General features: G+C 61.1%; 13 protein-coding genes. 12 read left to right on the top strand and 1 reads right to left on the bottom strand.

From position 1 onward, the window contains the following. The first annotated feature begins 24 nt into the window (after positions 1 to 24). The 3 genes from AC07ZE_RS27640 to choV all read left to right on the top strand — a co-directional run bounded on the left by AC07ZE_RS27640 (position 25) and on the right by choV (position 3059). Positions 25 to 972 carry a choline ABC transporter substrate-binding protein gene (locus AC07ZE_RS27640; RefSeq protein ID WP_207267542.1) on the top strand — a complete coding sequence of 316 codons (948 nt, stop codon included), beginning with the start codon at positions 25 to 27 and terminating at the stop codon, positions 970 to 972. A 66-nt stretch (positions 973 to 1038) separates the two neighbouring features. Continuing rightward, positions 1039 to 1884, top strand: coding sequence for a choline ABC transporter permease subunit (gene choW, locus AC07ZE_RS27645; RefSeq protein ID WP_095195959.1), 846 nt, complete (start codon positions 1039 to 1041; stop codon positions 1882 to 1884). Beyond that, the gene (gene choV, locus AC07ZE_RS27650; RefSeq protein WP_095195960.1) at positions 1881 to 3059 is read left to right on the top strand and encodes a choline ABC transporter ATP-binding protein; all 1179 of its coding nucleotides are present in this window, start codon (positions 1881 to 1883) and stop codon (positions 3057 to 3059) included. Before choW ends, choV begins: the two co-directional genes overlap by 4 nt. 198 nt (positions 3060 to 3257) lie before the next feature. Here choV and AC07ZE_RS27655 read toward each other — a convergent pair whose 3' ends face one another. Beyond that, positions 3258 to 5198, bottom strand: a complete 1941-nt coding sequence (locus AC07ZE_RS27655; protein ID WP_256660428.1) for a BCCT family transporter — start codon at positions 5196 to 5198, stop codon at positions 3258 to 3260. Positions 5199 to 5577: 379 nt separating this feature from the next. Here AC07ZE_RS27655 and betI point away from each other — a divergent pair, with 379 nt between their 5' ends. The 9 genes from betI to yccS all read left to right on the top strand — a co-directional run bounded on the left by betI (position 5578) and on the right by yccS (position 19230). Beyond that, complete coding sequence (betI, locus tag AC07ZE_RS27660) at positions 5578 to 6171, top strand: transcriptional regulator BetI (RefSeq protein ID WP_207267543.1); 594 nt, start codon at positions 5578 to 5580, stop codon at positions 6169 to 6171. Between the two features lie 60 nt (positions 6172 to 6231). Continuing rightward, positions 6232 to 7704, top strand: a complete 1473-nt coding sequence (gene betB, locus AC07ZE_RS27665) for a betaine-aldehyde dehydrogenase (protein WP_207267544.1) — start codon at positions 6232 to 6234, stop codon at positions 7702 to 7704. A gap of 151 nt (positions 7705 to 7855) precedes the next feature. After that, positions 7856 to 9556 (top strand): choline dehydrogenase, encoded by a 1701-nt coding sequence (gene betA, locus AC07ZE_RS27670; protein WP_207267545.1) that lies wholly within the window; start codon positions 7856 to 7858, stop codon positions 9554 to 9556. A gap of 261 nt (positions 9557 to 9817) precedes the next feature. Further along, positions 9818 to 11260 carry a TldD/PmbA family protein gene (locus AC07ZE_RS27675; protein WP_207267546.1) on the top strand — a complete coding sequence of 481 codons (1443 nt, stop codon included), beginning with the start codon at positions 9818 to 9820 and terminating at the stop codon, positions 11258 to 11260. Then, complete coding sequence (locus tag AC07ZE_RS27680; protein WP_207267547.1) at positions 11260 to 12597, top strand: TldD/PmbA family protein; 1338 nt, start codon at positions 11260 to 11262, stop codon at positions 12595 to 12597. Before AC07ZE_RS27675 ends, AC07ZE_RS27680 begins: the two co-directional genes overlap by 1 nt. 111 nt (positions 12598 to 12708) lie before the next feature. After that, a complete protein-coding gene (mdtD, locus tag AC07ZE_RS27685; RefSeq protein WP_207267548.1) occupies positions 12709 to 14136 on the top strand; it encodes a multidrug transporter subunit MdtD in 1428 nt (475 codons plus the stop codon). Between the two features lie 105 nt (positions 14137 to 14241). Next, positions 14242 to 15579 (top strand): ATP-dependent RNA helicase DbpA, encoded by a 1338-nt coding sequence (dbpA, locus tag AC07ZE_RS27690; RefSeq protein WP_256590301.1) that lies wholly within the window; start codon positions 14242 to 14244, stop codon positions 15577 to 15579. Positions 15580 to 15730: 151 nt separating this feature from the next. Then, on the top strand, positions 15731 to 16909 hold the full coding sequence (locus AC07ZE_RS27695) for a BaiN/RdsA family NAD(P)/FAD-dependent oxidoreductase (RefSeq protein WP_207267549.1): 1179 nt from the start codon (positions 15731 to 15733) through the stop codon (positions 16907 to 16909). 137 nt (positions 16910 to 17046) lie between these two features. After that, positions 17047 to 19230 (top strand): YccS family putative transporter, encoded by a 2184-nt coding sequence (gene yccS, locus AC07ZE_RS27700; protein ID WP_207267550.1) that lies wholly within the window; start codon positions 17047 to 17049, stop codon positions 19228 to 19230. The last annotated feature ends 38 nt before the right edge of the window (positions 19231 to 19268 follow it).

Consider the following 19268-nt stretch of genomic DNA (forward strand, 5'->3'; position numbering starts at 1 on the left):
AAAAAAACACCAAGGAGTCCATCCATGAAAGGTTCCCCGTCGTTGTTGTTGGCCGCCATGCTTAGTCTGCCGGTTCTGGCGCAAGCCGCCGAACCGGCCCAATGCAGCACCGTAAACTTCTCCGATGTCGGCTGGACCGACATCACCGCAACGACCGCCACCACCAGCGTCGTGCTCAACGCTTTGGGCTACAAGACCAAGACCACCATGATTTCCGTGCCAGTAACCTACAAGTCACTGGCCGACGGCAAGAATATGGACGTGTTCCTCGGCAACTGGATGCCGACCATGGAAAACGACATCAAGGCCTACCGCGATGCCGGTACCGTGGAAACCGTGCGCACCAACCTCAAGGGCGCCAAGTACACCCTCGCCGTACCGCAGGCGCTGTACGACAAGGGGCTGCATGACTTCGCCGACATCGCCAAATTCAAGAAAGAACTCGACGGCAAGATCTACGGCATCGAGCCGGGCAACGACGGCAACCGCCTGATCCAGAGCATGATCGACAAGAACGCCTTCGGCCTCAAGGACGCCGGCTTCAAGGTCGTCGAGTCCAGCGAAGCGGGGATGCTTTCCCAGGTCGACCGTGCACAGAAACGCGACACCGCCGTGGTCTTCCTCGGCTGGGCGCCGCATCCGATGAACAAGCGCTTCAAGATTCAATACCTGACCGGCGGCGACGATTTCTTTGGCCCGGATTTCGGTGCCGCCACCGTGGCAACCAACACCCGCAAGGGTTACGCCGAGGAATGCAGCAACGTTGGCCAGCTACTGAAAAACCTGGAGTTCACTGTCGACATGGAAAGCGAACTGATGGGCAACATCCTGGACGACAAGATGAAGCCTGACGCGGCCGCCAAGGCCTGGTTGAAAAAGAATCCACAGGTGCTCGATACCTGGCTCGCTGGCGTGACCACCATTGACGGTAAACCAGGCCTGGAGGCCGTGAAAGCCAAGCTTAACCAGTAATCGCTTATGCCGGACGGCTCCGGCCGTCCGGGCTGTTTATTTCCTTGCATGCGGACGTTCACTACCATGCTGATTGATCAGAAAATCCCTTTAGGCCAGCACATTGCGAGCTTTGTCGAATGGTTGACGCAACACGGCGCCAACACCTTCGACGCCATTGCCGTGACGCTGGAAACGATGATCCACGGCGTGACTTTCGCGCTGACCTGGTTCAACCCGCTGGTCTTGATCGGCCTTATCGCCCTCCTGGCCCACTTGATCCAGCGCAAATGGGGGTTGACCGCCTTTGTTGTCGCCTCCTTTCTGCTGATCCTCAACCTGGGGTACTGGCAGGAAACCATGGAGACCCTCGCCCAGGTGCTGTTCGCCACCCTGGTCTGCGTGGTCATCGGTGTGCCGCTGGGCATCGTCGCCGCGCACAAGCCGATGTTCTACACTGTAATGCGTCCGGTACTCGATCTGATGCAGACCGTACCGACCTTCGTTTACCTCATTCCTACCCTGACCCTCTTCGGGCTGGGTGTGGTGCCAGGCCTGATCTCCACGGTGGTGTTCGCCATTGCCGCACCGATCCGCCTGACCTACCTGGGCATCCGCGATGTCCCACAAGAATTGATGGACGCCGGCAAAGCCTTCGGCTGCTCGCGTCGTCAACTGCTGACACGGATTGAACTGCCCCACGCCATGCCGAGCATCGCGGCCGGCATCACCCAGTGCATCATGCTGTCGCTGTCGATGGTGGTGATCGCGGCACTGGTGGGCGCCGATGGATTGGGCAAACCGGTGGTCAACGCACTGAACACTGCTGATATCGCCCTGGGCTTCGAAGCGGGCCTGGCGATCGTACTGCTGGCGATCATGCTCGACCGTATCTGCAAACAACCCGAAGCCAAAGTAGGGGGTGACGCATGAGCATAATTCGCTTCGAAGACGTCGACGTGATCTTCACCAAAGATCCGCGCGAAGCACTGAAACTTCTCGATCAAGGCTTGACCCGCAGCGAGATCCTGAAAAAAACCGGGCAGATCGTTGGCGTCGAAAAGGCCAGCCTGGATATCGAAAAAGGTGAAATCTGCGTGCTGATGGGCCTTTCCGGCTCCGGCAAATCCAGCCTGCTGCGTTGCATCAACGGCCTCAACACCGTCAGCCGCGGCAAGCTGTTCGTCGAGCACGAAGGCAAGCAGATCAACATTGCGTCCTGCACGGCCGCCGAACTGAAAATGATGCGCACCAAGCGCATTGCAATGGTGTTCCAGAAGTTTGCCCTGATGCCTTGGCTGACGGTGCGCGAGAACATCAGTTTCGGCCTCGAAATGCAGGGTCGGCCGGAGAAGGAACGCAAAAAGCTGGTCGATGAAAAGCTCGAACTGGTGGGGCTGACCCAATGGCGCAACAAGAAACCCGATGAGCTGTCCGGGGGCATGCAACAGCGTGTAGGCCTGGCCCGTGCGCTGGCGATGGACGCCGACATTCTGCTGATGGACGAACCGTTCTCGGCCCTCGACCCACTGATCCGCCAGGGCCTGCAGGATGAACTGCTGGAACTGCAACGCAAGCTGAGCAAAACCATCGTGTTCGTGAGCCACGACCTCGATGAAGCCCTGAAGCTCGGCAGCCGTATCGCGATCATGAAAGACGGCCGGATCATCCAGTACAGCAAGCCTGAAGAAATCGTCCTCAACCCGGCGGACGACTACGTGCGCACCTTCGTGGCCCACACCAACCCGCTGAACGTCCTGTGCGGCCGCAGCCTGATGCGCACCCTGGACAACTGCAAGCGCATCAACGGTTCGGTCTGCCTGGATCCGGGCGGCGATTCGTGGCTCGACCTGGCAGAAGGCAACACCATCAAGGGCGCACGCCAGAACGGCTCGGTGCTGGACCTGCAGAACTGGGTACCGGGACAAGCGGTTGAAGGCCTGGGTCGTCGACCTACCCTGGTGGATTCGAGCATCGGCATGCGCGACGCGCTGCAGATCCGCTACCAGACCGGCAACAAGCTTGTACTGCACGACAACAACCATGTGGTCGGGATTCTCGGCGACAGCGAGCTATACCACGCACTGCTCGGCAAGAACCTGGGGTAAGGCAACAGACACAAAAACGCCGCGAGAGGATCGCGGCGTTTTTGTTTATGGGGATAGCGGGCGATGCTGTATTGAAGTTGAAACCCCCATCGCCAGCAGGCTGGCTCCCACAAGGGAATGCTTTCGAATGTGGGAGCCAGCCTGCTGGCGATGGGGCCGACGCAGTGTTTCAGACAGAAACACCGCGCCACTTACAACTTAGCTATACACCCGGCCAAGGAGCTGCCGATGGCTTTCGAACTGATCGAGCACGTCACGGGTGATCTGATCCTGGGTGAAGCCCATCAAGTCGTAGTCCTGGCTGCCGTTGTGCAGGTACACCTCGGCGCGGTAGTAACGCTGGCGCGCCTCATCGGATTGAGCCGATTCGGTTGGCGTGGCCAGGTAACCGTCCAGGCTGACTTCGTAGACAAACGGGTTGCCCTCTTCCATCTCGATCCGCAGGCCCATGCAACGCTTGGACTTGCCTAGCAACGTTTGTACATCCAGGCCTTGAGCGCGCATTTGCACGGCGGCATCTTCCAGCGCCGGCGTTACATGCTTGTCCATGAAGCGCTGTACCACCGACTGGCTCGGTTGCAGGTCCAGTTGAGTCAGACGTTCGGTGAAACCACGGCGACCGCGTGCCGCCAGCTCCGCTTGTTCCTGTTCGATCTGCACGTCCTGGCGCATGGCCTTGTGCAAGCCGAACATAAAGAACACCAGCACCACCGAGAACGGCAGACCCGCCAGCACCACCATGGTTTGCATGGCTTCGAAGTTACCGGCGAACAGCAGACCAATGGTCACCAGGGTGATCACTGCCGACCAGAAAATCCGCAACCAGTGCGGGGCGTCTTCGTCGACGTTACCGCCCTTGCACGACAGGTTGGCCATCATCACCGCGCCGGAATCCGCCGGTGTCAGGAACAACACGAAACCAACGAAAATCGAGACGCCGATCACCACTTTCGACGCCGGGTAGTGCTCAAGCAACTGATAGATCGCCATGGACGGCTGTTCCAGCGCCGTCTTGCCGAGTTCCACCGCCCCGTGGTTCATCACCAGGTCCAGGGCCGAGTTGCCGAAGATCGACAGCCACGCCAGAGTGAAACCCAACGGAATCAGCAGTACACCCGCCACCAGCTCACGCACGGTGCGACCACGGGAAATACGCGCGATGAACATGCCCACGAATGGCGCCCAGGAAATCCACCAGGCCCAGTAGAACAGAGTCCACAGGCCCAACCAGCGGTCGGACTTCTCACTGTCGCCTTCGTACACATAGAGGTCGAAAGTCTTCAGCACCACACCGTTCAGGTAATCACCGATGTTCTGCACGAAGCCGTTGAGCAGGTGCAGGGTCGGGCCGAACAGCAGCACGAAAATCAGCAGGCCGCTGAACAGCACGATGTTCAGGTTGGACAGGCGGCGAATGCCGTTTTCCACACCCGACACGGCAGCAATGGTCGCCACGGTGCTCATCACGATGATCACGATCAGCAGGTTGGTGTTGCTGTGTTCCATGCCGAACAGGTTCTCAAGGCCCGACGACACTTGCAGCGAACCAATCCCCAGGTTGGTCACCAGACCCAGTAGGGTCACGAACATACCGAACCCGTCCACCGCGTGACCGGCCGCGCCCTTGACCCAACGCTCGCCCGCCAGCGGGTACAGTGCCGAACGCAACGCCAGTGGTTGGTTGTGACGATAGGCAAAGTAAGCCACGGCCAAGCCGACCAGCGCGTAGATCGCCCAGCCATGCAGGCCCCAGTGCAGGAACGTCAGCTGAACCGCCTGACGTGCCGCCAGGTTGCTGCCGGCCGTGCCTTCCGGCGGGTTGAAGTAGTGATCCAGCGGCTCGGACGCGCCGAAATACAGCAACGAGATGCCGATACCCGACGAGAACAGCATCCCCGCCCAGGCGCCGTAGCTGAAGTCCGGGGTGTCGTCCTTACTGCCCAGTTTCAGTTTGCCGTAGGACGAAAACGCCAGGCCGACGACAAAGATCAGGTAGGCGGCAATCACCACCATGTAGTACCAGCCGAAGCTGCGGGACAACCAGGCTTGAGCCGTTCCGAGCATTCTGCCCGCCTCTTGCGGGGCGATGATCAGAATGGCGGTCAACAACAGAATCAACGCGGTAGAGGTGTAGAACACCCAACCGTTGACCGTCACCTTCTCCGGTGGGGTCTTTATAAGCGAGGCAGAACTCATTGCACAGATGCTCCAGGCAGTGCGAGTGAAGAACGCAAGGCAACACGGAACCCGACCAATCGGTTAGTGGGCAGCCGACCAGTGGGTGATATAAAGACAGCCCGAAAAAAGCCCGAAGCCCGGGAGCGCCAGTGCGCAGGGGTTTCGAGCGATTTGGGATGTCGTTTTTCCGCCAACTACACGTAGGAAAAACCTGTAGGCAGCGACGATTTGTCGCAGATCTTATTCTTTGTTGATTGAACGTTCAATCAAAACAAAATAGACTGGCCCTCAATCCGATAGACGTTTTGCGTCTGCCGGAAGGCCCAAGGAGATGTGCAAGATGCCCAAGGTCGGTATGCAACCCATTCGCCGCCAGCAATTGATCGAAGCCACTTTGCTGGCCGTCGACCAGGTCGGAATGGGGGACGCCAGCATTGCGCTGATCGCCCGTTTGGCCGGTGTCTCGAATGGCATCATCAGTCACTATTTTCAGGACAAGAACGGCCTGATTGCTGCCACGGCGCAGTATCTGATGAGCGTCCTGAGCGAGAACGTCACCGTGCGCCGTCAGGCGCTGAAGGACAACAGCCCGCGGGCGCACCTTCAGGTGATTATCGAAGGCAACTTCGACGCCAGCCAGGTCAATGGCCCGGCAATGAAAACCTGGTTGGCCTTCTGGGCCACCAGCATGCATCACCCGTCTTTGCACAGGTTGCAGCGGATCAACGATCACCGTCTGTATTCCAACCTGTGCTGCCAGTTCCGCCGCGTTCTGCCGCTCGACGATGCGCGCAGTGCAGCCCGTGGCCTGGCAGCCCTCATTGACGGTTTGTGGCTGCGCGGTGCGCTGTCGGGAGACGCTTTCGACACCGAGCAGGCGCACCGGATCGCTTACGAATACATGGATCTACAACTGGCCAAGCAGGTGAGTTAGAGCACACAGAACGCTCAACCCCTGAACCGAGCCAATAACCAATGCACTTGCGAGGACACTATGGCCCGTTTCGAACTGCAAAAACTCTACATCGATGGCGCATACACCGACGCTGGCAGCGACGCCACGTTCGAAGCCATCAACCCGGCTAACGGTGAAGTCCTCGCAAAAGTACAACGTGCGACTAAGGAAGACGTCGAGCGCGCCGTCGTCAGCGCCGAAAAGGGCCAGAAGATCTGGGCCGCCATGACCGCCATGGAGCGTTCGCGCATCCTGCGTCGCGCCGTGGACATCCTGCGCGAGCGCAACGACGAACTGGCGGCCCTGGAAACCCTGGACACCGGCAAGGCTTACTCCGAAACCCGTTACGTCGACATCGTCACCGGCGCCGACGTGCTGGAGTATTACGCAGGCCTGGTGCCAGCCATCGAAGGCGAGCAGATTCCGCTGCGCACCACGTCCTTCGTCTACACCCGTCGTGAGCCGCTGGGTGTCGTGGCCGGTATCGGCGCGTGGAACTACCCGATCCAGATCGCCTTGTGGAAATCCGCACCAGCCCTGGCGGCCGGCAACGCAATGATCTTCAAGCCAAGCGAAGTCACTTCGCTGACCACCCTGAAACTGGCCGAAATCTACACCGAAGCCGGCGTTCCAGCAGGCGTGTTCAACGTCCTGACCGGCAGCGGCCGCGAAGTCGGCACCTGGCTGACCGAGCACCCGCGCATCGAGAAAGTCTCGTTCACCGGCGGCACTGACACCGGCAAGAAAGTCATGGCCAGCGCTTCGAGCTCTTCGCTCAAAGACGTGACCATGGAACTGGGCGGCAAATCCCCGCTGATCATCTGCGACGACGCCGACCTCGACCGCGCCGCCGACACCGCGATGATGGCCAACTTCTACAGTTCCGGCCAGGTTTGCACCAACGGTACCCGCGTGTTCGTACCGGCCCATCTGAAAGCCGCATTCGAAGCCAAGATCGTTGAGCGCGTAGCGCGCATCCGCATCGGTAACCCGCAAGACGAAAACACCAACTTCGGTCCATTGGTCAGCTTCGCCCACATGGAAAGCGTGCTGGGCTACATCGCCAAGGGCAAAGAAGAAGGTGCACGCCTACTGTGCGGCGGTGAGCGCCTGACCGACGGCGAATTCGCCAAGGGCGCGTTCGTTGCGCCGACCGTGTTCACCGACTGCACCGACGACATGACCATCGTGCGTGAAGAAATCTTCGGCCCGGTGATGGCGATCCTCACTTACGAAACCGAAGAAGAAGTGATCCGCCGCGCCAACGACACCGACTTCGGCCTGGCCGCCGGTATCGTCACCAAGGACCTGAACCGCGCCCACCGCGTGATTCATCAGCTCGAAGCCGGTATCTGCTGGATCAACGCCTGGGGCGAATCCGACGCCAAGATGCCGGTCGGCGGCTACAAGCAGTCGGGTGTTGGCCGTGAGAACGGGATCAGCTCGCTGAACAACTTCACCCGCATCAAATCGGTACAGGTCGAGCTGGGCGACTACGCCTCGGTGTTCTAAGGCGACATTCGTTTTGCCTGCGAGGCCGTCTTCGCGAGCAGGCTCGCTCCCACAGGAGTACGCACTCCAATGTGGGAGCCAGCCTGCTGGCGATTGAGTGCAAAGCACTCATCAGGACTGACCTGAACCAACTTCAAAGAGGGTGCATTCAATGTCCCAAGAATTCGACTACATCATCATCGGTGCCGGCTCGGCCGGTAACACCCTGGCGACCCGTCTGACTGAAGACGAAGGCGTCACCGTCCTGCTGCTCGAAGCGGGCGGCCCGGACTACCGCATGGACTTCCGCACGCAGATGCCTGCCGCGCTGGCGTTCCCGCTGCAGGGCCGTCGCTACAACTGGGCCTACGAAACCGATCCGGAGCCACACATGGACGGTCGCCGCATGGAATGCGGTCGCGGCAAGGGCCTGGGTGGCTCCTCGCTGATCAACGGCATGTGCTACATCCGTGGCAACGCCATGGACTACGACGGTTGGGCCAAGCTGCCCGGCCTGGAAGACTGGACTTATCTGGACTGCTTGCCGTATTTCCGCAAAGCGGAAACCCGTGATATCGGCCCGAACGATTACCACGGTGGCGACGGCCCGGTCAGCGTGACCACCCCTAAAGCCGGCAACAACCCGTTGTTCCACGCCATGGTGGAAGCCGGCGTGCAGGCCGGTTACCCGCGCACCGAAGACCTCAACGGTTACCAGCAAGAAGGTTTCGGTCCGATGGACCGCACCGTGACGCCCAAAGGCCGTCGCGCTTCCACTGCTCGCGGCTACCTGGACGTGGCCAAGAAGCGTTCGACCCTGACCATCGTCACCCACGCCCTGACTGACAAAATCCTGTTTGAAGGCAAGCGTGCGGTCGGCGTGCGTTACCTGGTCGGCGCGGCTGAAGAGCGCGTTGAAGTCAAAGCACGCAAGGAAGTCCTGCTGTGCTCCGGCGCCATCGCTTCGCCGCAGATCCTGCAACGCTCCGGCGTCGGCCCTGCCGAGCTGCTGAACAAGCTCGACATTCCAGTGGTCCACGACTTGCCGGGCGTGGGTGAAAACCTGCAGGACCACCTTGAGTTGTACCTGCAATACGCTTGCACCCAACCGGTCTCGCTGTACCCGTCGCTGCTCCTGCACAACCAGCCGGCCATCGGTGCCGAGTGGTTGTTCAACGGCACCGGCATCGGCGCCAGCAACCAGTTCGAAGCCGGCGGTTTCATTCGTACCCGTCCGGAATTCGAATGGCCGAACATCCAGTACCACTTCCTGCCGGTGGCGATTAACTACAACGGCAGTAACGGTGTGAAAGAACACGGTTTCCAGGCGCACATGGGCTCCATGCGTTCGCCGAGCCGTGGTCGCATCCAGGTCAAGTCCAAGGACCCGCGCCAGCACCCGAGCATCCTGTTCAACTACATGGCCACCGAGCAGGATTGGCAGGAATTCCGTGACGGCATTCGCCTGACCCGTGAAATCATGCAGCAACCTGCACTGGACGCCTTCCGTGGCCGCGAAATCAGCCCGGGCATCGAAGTGCAAACCGATGAGCAACTGGACAAGTTCATCCGCGAGCACGCCGAAACCGCATTCCACCCGTCCTGCTCATGCAAGATGGGCACCGACGAGATGGCCGTGGTTGATGGCGAAGGTCGCGTGCATGGCATGCAAGGCCTGCGCGTGGTCGATGCCTCGATCATGCCGATCATCACCACCGGCAACCTGAATGCGCCGACGATCATGATGGCCGAGAAAATCGCCGACAAGATCCGTGGCCGCCAGCCATTGCCGCGCAGCAAGGCCGCCTATTATGTGGCCGGTGATGCACCGGTGAAGGGCAAGCCGTTGCGCGAAGTGCCTCAGACCGCGTAACTCTGTTACTCCGCATCACGGCTATTCGCGAGCAGGCTCGCTCCCACATTGGATCTGTGAACAACTCAGGTCTTTTGTGGGAGCGAGCCTGCTCGCGAAGAGGCCTTATGAAACAACACACCTCGACCTGACTCACCCAGTCAAACCTTCCTGCACCGCCCCCCTCCTTGATCCCATCCCCCCGCAGGCCTACTCTAGCGCCACGCAAACGATTCACCCTCCCCTCGCAACATCGATGCGCCACACCAAGGAGGTTCCCGAATGTTCGATTTCCACCCCCAGCTCAAGCAGCGCTTCGCTGCCTTGCGCACGGGCGCTGAATTCTTTTCCCTGCGTTATGTGCGCGAGTCCGGCCAGTACCTGTCGGTGCGCAAGAACGTGGCGGAACCGCCGAGCCTGCGCCGTGACGAAGGCGCGATGCTGACCGTACGGGTCAACGGCGTCGAAGCCTATGCCGCCACCAATGACCTGTCGCAACAGGGCTTGCAGGCCGCCCTCGAACGCGCCGAACAGCAGGCCCGTCGACTCAAGCCCCACGCCTTGCTGGACCTGCGCGAACAAACCGTGTCCAGCGACCGCGCCGATTACTTCTCGCCAAACCTCGACCAGCCGTTCCCGTCCCTGAGCGATTGCTATCAACTGCTCGGTGCCGAATCCGCCTCCGTGCCCAAGGACGAACGCCTGGTGAACTGGCAGGTGAGCATCGGCATCACCCATGTCGAGCAGATCTACCTCAATACCGCAGGCGCCGAACTGCGCCAGGCTCAGCGCTTCGTCTATCCCGGCCTGGAAGTCACTGCCTACGACGGCAGCGATAGCCAGACCCGCACCTTGGGCCGCGAGAACTTCGGCCAACAGGGCGGCTTTGATGTGATCAGTCGCTGCGGCCTGTTCGGTGCCGGCCCGAAAATCGCCGATCAGGCGCTGCAATTGCTGTTGGCGCCGAACACCCCACAAGGCCCGCGCGACCTGCTGCTGATGCCCGACCAGATGATGCTGCAGATCCACGAATCGATCGGCCACCCGCTGGAACTGGACCGCATCCTCGGCGACGAGCGCAATTACGCCGGCACCAGTTTTGTCAAAGCCAAAGACTTCGGCAGCCTGCAGTACGGTTCGAAACTGCTCAACGTGACCTTCGACCCGGACATTCCCGAACAGCTCGCCAGCTACGGCCATGACGACGACGGCACCGCCGCCAGCAAACAGTTCCTGATCCGCGAAGGCCTGTTGTTGCGACCATTGGGCGGAGCGCTGTCGCAATTTCGCGCAGGCCTGGACGGCGTCGCCAACAGCCGCGCCTGCGGTTGGAACCGTCCGCCGATCGATCGCATGGCCAACCTCAACATCGAGCCGGGCGATCAACCGCTGGAACAACTGATCGGCAACATCGAACACGGCATCCTGATGAGCACCAACCGCTCCTGGTCCATCGACGATGCGCGCAACAAGTTCCAGTTCGGTTGCGAATGGGGCCAATTGATCGAGAACGGCGAACTCAAGGGCGTGGTGAAGAACCCGAATTACCGGGCGATTTCCGCGCAGTTCTGGAAGAGCCTCAGCGCTGTCGGCGATGCCGCCACCGTCAAGGTCCTCGGCACCCCGAACTGTGGCAAGGGCGAACCGAACCAGGTGATCCGCGTCGGCCATGCGTCACCAGCCTGTGTGTTCAGCAACGTTGATGTGTTTGGGGGAGACGCCTGATGAGTACGTCAAAAGCTCAGAGCGAGTCGTTCAAGGCCTTGGTCAACGGCTTGCGCGAAGCCTTGCAGGAGCCTGAACAGTTCACCCTCGGCTACGCTGCCGAATCGTCGGCCTTCGTGCGTTTCAACCACGCCAAGGTGCGTCAGGCCGGGCAGGTTCAGCAGGCGAGCCTGAGTCTGAAACTGATCAACGATGGCCGTCACGCCGACCTCGACATCACCCTGTCCGGCGATCCGCAGGTGGACCGACAACGTCTGGCCGAAGGCCTGCAACAATTGCGCGAAACCCTGCCGCTGCTGCCGCAAGATCCCTATCTGCTGCTCAACTACAACGGTTGGCAGAGCAAGAATGTTCAAGAGCATCCACTGCCGGATACCGAGCAAGTCGTCGCCCAAATCGCCCGCGCCGCCGAGGGCCTGGACCTGGTCGGTTTCTACGCGGCAGGTCCCATCAGCCGTGGTTTCGCCAGTTCCGCCGGGGCATTCGGCTGGCATCAGGCCAACAGCTTCAACTTCGACTTCAGCCTGTTCCATGAAAACGGCCAGGCCGTGAAGGCCAGCTACGCGGGGCACGACTGGAGCAGCGAAGGTTTCGCCAAGCGCTTCCAGCAGGCCCGCGAGCAGCTTGACTACCTGGGGCGACCAACGCGCACCCTGGCGCCGGGTCAATACCGCGCTTACCTGGCGCCGGCCGCGCTGGAAGAAATCATGGGTATGCTGTGCTGGGGTGGTTTCTCGGCGCAGTCGATTGCCAGCAAGAGCAGCCCGTTGCAGAAGCTCTATGGGGGTGATCAAAGCTTCAGCCCGCTGGTGTCGCTGGATGAAAAAGTCAGTGGTTCGTTGAGCCCGGCGTTCTCCGACGAAGGCTATCCGCGCAGTGATCTCAAGTTGATTGTCGAAGGCAGGGCCGGCGCGCAACTGGTCGGCTCACGCAGCGCCGCCGAGTATGGCCTGACCGCCAACGGCGCCAGCGGCGGGGAATCGCCGAGCGCCTTGAACATGCAGGCCGGAACCCTGGCAGAGGCAGACATCCTCAAGCAGCTGGGAACGGGCCTGTATATCAGCAATCTGTGGTACCTGAACTTCTCGGATCAGCCGGCGGCCCGCCTGACCGGCATGACCCGGTTCGCGACCTTTTGGGTCGAGAACGGCGAGATCCAGGCACCGGTCAGCACCATGCGCTTCGATGACAGTGCCTACAGTTTGCTGGGTTCGCAGCTGCAGGCGCTGACCGCTGAACGCGAGTTGCTGCTGTCGGCCAGCACCTACAGCCAGCGGGCGACGGCTTCGGCATTGTTGCCGGGGGCGCTGGTCAGCCGACTCACGTTGACCCTTTAAAAGCTTCGCGAGCAGGCTCGCTCCCACATGGACGGTCAATACCCTGTGGGAGCAAGCCTGTTCGCGAAGAAGCCACCACGGACTCCCTGATTCACACTGACAAGAGGTCCCATGCCCAACCGCCCGCCTCTCGACCCTGTCACCGCCCGCTGGGTGCCGTGGGTCGTCGCCATTGCCTTCTTCATGCAGTCCCTGGACGGGACCATCCTCAACACCGCCCTGCCGGCCATGGCCGCTGACCTGGCGGAAGACCCGCTGCGCATGCAGGGCGTGATCATCGGCTACATGCTCACGGTCGCGTTGCTGATCCCTGCTTCAGGCTGGATCGCCGACCGTTTCGGCACCCGGAAAATCTTCTTCGGCGCCATTCTGCTGTTCAGCCTCGGCTCACTGCTTTGCGCCATGTCGAACAGCCTGACCCTGCTGATCGGCGCCCGGGTGATCCAGGGGCTGGGCGGCGCGTTGATGCTGCCGGTCGGGCGGCTGGTGGTACTGCGCGCCTACCCGCGGTCGGAGCTGGTGCGCATCATGGGTTTCATCACCATCCCCGGCCTGCTTGGCCCGTTGATTGGCCCGACCATGGGCGGCTGGATGGTCGAATACCTGACCTGGCACTGGATCTTCCTGATCAACCTGCCGGTGGGGGTAATCGGTTGCTACGCTGTGTGGAAATACATCCCCGACCTGCGCGGCTCTGAACGCACCCGTTTCGATAGCCTTGGCTTTGTGCTGTTCGGGGCGGCGATGATCCTGATCACCGTCGCCATGGAAGGCCTGGGCGAACTGCATTTACCGCACCTGCGGGTGATGTTGCTGCTGTTCGGCGGCATGGCTTGCCTGGCGGCCTACTGGTTGCGCGCTGGGCATATCGACAACCCGTTGTTCGCACCGTCGCTGTTCAAGACCCGGACCTTCGCCGTCGGCATCCTCGGCAACCTGTTCGCCCGACTCGGCAGCGGCGCCCTGCCCTTTCTGGTGCCGTTGCTGCTGCAAGTGGCGCTGGGTTATTCACCGTCACAGGCCGGGATGAGCATGCTGCCGCTGGCCGCGGCGGCGATGATCGCCAAGTGGGTGGCACGACCGCTGATCGAGCGCCTGGGCTACCGCATCGTCCTGACCGGCAACACCCTGGCGCTGGGCATCATGCTGGCGAGCATGGGCCTGGTCAGCGAGCAGACGCCGTACTGGCTGCTGCTGTGCCTGCTGGCGATCCTCGGGGCGATCAACTCCTTGCAGTTCACCGCGATGAATACCGTGACCCTGATCGACCTCGACGACGCCAGCGCCAGCAGCGGCAACAGTTTGCTGTCGGTGGTGGCGCAGTTGTCGCTGAGCCTGGGGGTTGCATGCGCGGGCGCGCTGCTTGGCGGCTTCACGGCGGAGATCGGAAATGATGGCGTGGACACGGTTTTAGGCGCGTTCCAGCTGACGTTTGTGACCGTTGGCATCATGGCAATGCTCGCTGCGACGATCTTTTCCCAGCTATCAAAGGAAGACGGACGGCGCGTCAAACGTCCGGAAGAGCACATCGAACCTTAGGGCGAATGGCCATCGGGCTGGTACACTGCGCGACATTTTGTTTTGCAGGCCAGTCCCGTGACCACCATCGCCACCGCTTTTAATACTTTGCCGCTGTCCGCCGCCATGCTGGCTAACCTCGACTCCCTCGGTTATGCCCAGATGACGCCGATTCAGGCGCAAAGCTTGCCGGTGATCCTCAAGGGGATGGACTTGATCGCCCAGGCCAAGACCGGCAGCGGCAAGACCGCCGCCTTCGGTATCGGCCTGTTGAACCCGATCAACCCGCGCTATTTCGGTTGCCAGGCGCTGATCCTGTGCCCGACCCGCGAGCTGGCCGACCAGGTCGCCAAGGAAATCCGTCGCCTGGCCCGTGCCGAAGACAACATCAAGGTCCTGACCCTGTGTGGCGGCGTTTCCCTCGGCCCACAGATCGCTTCGCTGGAACATGGCGCGCACATCATCGTCGGCACCCCGGGACGCATCCAGCAGCACTTGCGCAAGGGTTCGCTGGTGCTCCATGGCCTGAACACACTGATCCTCGACGAAGCCGACCGCATGCTCGACATGGGTTTCTACGACTCCATCGAAGAAATCATCATGCAGGCCCCGGAACGTCGCCAGACCCTGCTGTTCTCGGCCACTTACCCGGTGGGCATCAAGCAGTTGGCCTCGAAATTCATGCGCAACCCGCAGCAAGTAAAGGCTGAGGCGTTCCACGACGACACCCAGATCGAGCAGCGCTTCTACGAGATCTCCCCGGAAGAGCGCATGAGCGCGGTGACCAAGGTCCTCGGCCACTTCCGTCCAGCGTCCACCGTGGCCTTCTGCTTCACCAAGCAGCAGGTCCAGGAAACCGTCGATCACCTGACCGCCAAAGGCATTTCCGCCGTCGGCCTGCACGGCGATCTGGAACAGCGTGACCGCGACCAGGTGCTGGCGATGTTCGCCAACCGCAGTACGTCGGTACTGGTGGCCACCGACGTCGCGGCGCGCGGCCTGGACATTGATTCCCTGGATATGGTGATCAACGTCGAATTGGCCCGCGACTCGGAAATCCACATCCACCGCGTCGGCCGTACCGGTCGCGCCGGCGAGAAAGGCATCGCTATCAGCCTGGTCGCGCCGTCCGAGGCGCAGCGTGCACAAGCCATCGAACAATTGCAGAAGACGCCATTGACTTGGGATCAGGTGGACAACCTCACCTCCAAGGGCGGCGGCCCGCTGCTGCCGCAGATGAGCACCCTGTGCATCGCTGCCGGCCGCAAGGACAAGGTTCGTCCGGGTGACATCCTTGGCGCACTGACCGGTGATGCCGGGATCCCGGGTGCCCAGGTCGGCAAGATCGCGATTTTCGATTTCCAGGCCTACGTGGCCGTGGAACGAGGCGTCGCCAAGCAGGCCCTGCAGCGCCTGAACGACGGCAAGATCAAGGGCCGGTCATTGCGCGTGCGTATTTTGTAAGCGATCTTCCAACCTACGAAGATCCCCTGTGGGAGCGAGCCTGCTCGCGAATGCAATCTGTCAGTTGGCCCATGGTTGACTGACACACCGCTTTCGCGAGCAGGCTCGCTCCCACAGTTTGTTTTGTGGTGAACACTGAGAGGACACCGTTTTGCGCTCTACCGAAGTCGTGATCATTGGCGCTGGCGCCGCAGGGTTGATGTGTGCGCTGACCGCCGCCGGGCGCGGGCGCAAGGTGCTGCTGCTCGACCACGCCAACAAGGCTGGCAAGAAAATCCTGATGTCGGGCGGTGGTCGCTGCAATTTCACCAACATGTACACCGAACCGGGCAATTTCCTCTCGCAGAACGCGCATTTCTGTAAATCCGCCCTGGCCCGCTACACCCAGTGGGACTTCATCGGCATGGTCGCCAAGCACGGCGTGCCGTACCACGAGAAAAAGCTCGGCCAGTTGTTCTGCGATAACAAATCCAGCGACATCCTCGAAATGCTCCTCGATGAGTGCAATCAGGTCGGCGTCAGCCTGCACCTGGACACCTCGATCCAGACCATCGAAAAGCTTGAGAAAGGCTATTTGCTGGATACCACGATGGGGCAAATTACCTGCGAGTCCCTGGTGATCGCCACCGGTGGCCTGTCGATTCCGACCCTGGGCGCCACCGGCTTCGGCTATCAGGTAGCCAAGCAGTTTGGTCACGAACTGCTGCCGACCCGCGCCGGCCTGGTGCCGTTCACCATCACCGATCAGCTCAAGGCGCTATGCACCGAACTGTCCGGCACATCGGTGGATTGCCTGGTCAGCTGCAACGACCAGAGTTTTCGCGAGAACATCCTGTTCACCCACCGCGGCCTCAGCGGCCCGGCGATTTTGCAGATTTCCTCGTTCTGGGAATCAGGCGACACAGTCGAAATCAACCTGCTGCCAGACCATGACGTGCCTGCCTGGCTGCAACAACAGCAAGCCGAACGCCCCAACAGCGAACTGAAAACCCTGCTCGGTGAAATCTTCACCAAGAAGATGGCCAACCTGCTGGCGGATAGCTGGTTTGTCTCCAAACCGATGAAGCAATACACCCACGCGGAACTGGCGGACATCGCCGAAAAACTGGCGAGCTGGAAAGTCGTGCCGGCCGGTACCGAAGGCTACCGCACCGCCGAAGTGACCCTGGGCGGGGTGAATACCAACGAGGTGTCATCCAAGACCATGGAATCGCTGAAAAGCCCTGGCTTGTACTTCATCGGCGAAGTGCTGGACGTGACCGGGCATCTGGGCGGGTTCAATTTCCAGTGGGCGTGGGCTTCGGGCTACGCAGCTGCGCAATACGTCTGACTTGAGGCTGCACACAAATTAAATGTGGGGTGTTCGGTAAAGGAACAGATTTTGCTGTCGGATGTGATCGCCGCCATTGCGTCGGCGTCATTACTGGCTCAATTTAGCGGCATCGCCTCGGAAGGCCTTCGCATTTCATGTCATCGACCTCGTTCAGTCAGTCTCTACGCCGCCTTTGGGCGCTGGATAAATTCAGCTACAGCGTGCGGGTGTTCATCGCCCTGACCGGCACCATGGCGCTGTGTTGGTATCAGGATGAAATGGGACTGCTGATCCCGTTGTTCCTGGGGATTATCGCCAGCGCCCTGGCCGAGACCGACGACAGTTGGCAGGGCCGCCTCAATGCGCTGGCCGTGACGCTGGTGTGTTTCCTGGTCGCCGCACTGTCGGTCGAACTGCTGTTCCCCTACCCCATCTTTTTCATCATCGCCTTCGCCCTCGCCGCCTTCTGCCTGACCATGCTCGGCGCCTTGGGCGAACGCTATGGCGCGATTGCCTCGGCGACGCTGATTCTGTCGGTCTACACCATGATCGGCGTGGACCAGCGCGGCGGCGCGGTGACCGATGTCTGGCATGAGCCGGTGCTGTTGGTGGCCGGTGCGGCCTGGTACGGCCTGCTCTCGGTGTTGTGGCAGGCGCTATTTTCCAATCAGCCCGTGCAGCAGAGTCTGGCGCGGTTGTTCCGTGAGCTGGGTTTCTACCTGAAGCTGAAGTCGTCGCTGTTCGAGCCGATCCGGCAGATGGACGTGGAGGCGCGGAGGCTGGAGCTGGCCCAGCAGAACGGTCGCGTGGTCGCCGCACTCAACGCGGCCAAGGAGATCATTCTCCACCGCGTGGGCAACGGTCGCCCGGGCTCGAAAGTCAGCCGTTACCTGAAGCTGTACTTCCTCGCCCAGGACATCCACGAGCGCGCCAGTTCCTCGCACTACCCTTACAACGCCCTGGCCGAGGCGTTTTTCCACAGCGACGTACTGTTCCGCTGCCAGCGCCTGTTGCGTCAGCAAGGGAAAGCCTGCCGGGCGCTGGCCGAGTCGATCCAGATGCGCCAGCCGTTCGTCTATGACGCCAGCTTTGCCGAAGCCCTGAGCGATCTGCACGCTTCCCTTGAACACCTGCGCATCCAGAGCAACCCGAACTGGCGCGGTTTGCTGCGTTCGTTGCGAGCGCTGGCGGCGAATCTTGGCACCCTCGACCGCTTGCTCAGCGACGCCAGCAACCCCGATGCCCTCGCCGACGCCACCGACAGCAGCCTGCTCGACCGCTCGCCGCGCAACCTCAAGGACGTCTGGGTACGCCTGCGCACGCAGCTGACGCCGACGTCGCTGCTGTTCCGCCATGCCCTGCGCTTGCCCCTGGCCTTGAGCATCGGCTACGCGATGGTGCATTTGATCCACCCGTCCCAGGGCTACTGGATCATCCTGACAACGCTCTTTGTCTGCCAACCGAACTACGGCGCCACACGGCGCAAGCTCGGTCAACGGATCATCGGCACGGCCATCGGCCTGACCCTGGCCTGGGCGCTGTTCGACTTGTTCCCCAACCCGCTGATTCAGTCATGCTTCGCGATTGCCGCCGGGGTGGTGTTCTTTACCAACCGCACCACCCGCTACACCCTGGCGACGGCAGCGATCACCCTGCTGGTGCTGTTCTGCTTCAACCAGGTGGGCGATGGTTACGGGCTGCTCCTGCCACGGCTGTTCGATACCCTGCTTGGCAGCCTGATCGCGGGTCTGGCGGTATTCCTGTTCCTGCCGGACTGGCAGGGTCGGCGCCTGAACAAAGTGCTGGCCAACACTCTGACCTGCAACAGCATTTACCTGCGCCAGATCATGCAACAATACGCTGCCGGCAAGAGCGACGACCTGGCCTATCGCCTGGCCCGGCGCAACGCGCACAACGCCGATGCGGCGCTGTCGACCACCTTGGCCAACATGCTGATGGAACCGGGACATTTCCGTAAGGAAGCGGATGTGGGGTTCCGTTTTCTGGTGCTCTCGCACACGCTGCTCAGTTACTTGTCAGGCCTGGGCGCGCACCGGGAAACCCTGCTGCCGTCGGATGTACGTGAGCATTTGATCCAGGGTGCCGGCGTGAAACTGGCAGCCAGCATCGACGAAATCGCTCAGGGGCTGGCCAGCAAAACCGCCATTGCGATTCAGAGTGATGAGGAAGAAGCGCTGGCCAACGAGCTTGAGCAAATGCCCGATGAGATCGATGAAGGCCAGCGGCTGGTGCAGACGCAACTGGCACTGATCTGTCGGCAACTGGGGCCGTTGCGGACCCTGGCGGCGCATTTGATCAAGGACACGAGCGAGGATTGAGACTGGCGTGTCGGATCTGGCGCCTTCGCGAGCCCGCT

The organism is Pseudomonas sp. GW101-3H06, from assembly GCF_059424605.1.